The organism is Opacimonas viscosa, from assembly GCF_024199005.1.
GTDB classification, from domain to species: domain Bacteria; phylum Pseudomonadota; class Gammaproteobacteria; order Enterobacterales; family Alteromonadaceae; genus Opacimonas; species Opacimonas viscosa.
Genome location: NZ_JANATA010000320.1, coordinates 1 through 238 on the forward strand (window position 1 = coordinate 1; position 238 = coordinate 238).

General features: G+C 41.6%; 1 protein-coding gene. It reads left to right on the plus strand.

Annotated features, from left to right (window positions below; all coding sequences use genetic code 11):
* Nucleotides 1–238 (plus strand): DPP IV N-terminal domain-containing protein (locus tag NLF92_RS13775; RefSeq protein ID WP_254102845.1); only part of this gene is annotated, 238 nt, incomplete at both ends.

A 238-nucleotide genomic window follows, 5' to 3' on the forward strand; every position in this document is an offset into this window, starting at 1 on the left:
CTAAAATTGCTTTTACCAAGGTTGATGAAAGCCCAGTAGATGTGATCACGCGTTCTGAAATTTATGCTGACGACATCAAACTTATTGAACAAAAATACCCAAAAGCGGGCACGCCAAACGTCTTGGTGGAACTTGCTATTCAAGACATCAACTCTGGCGATCGCACTTGGGTTGATTTAGGTAAAGATAAAGACATTTATTTTGCTCGCGGTAAGTGGATGCCAAACAGCACTACCTT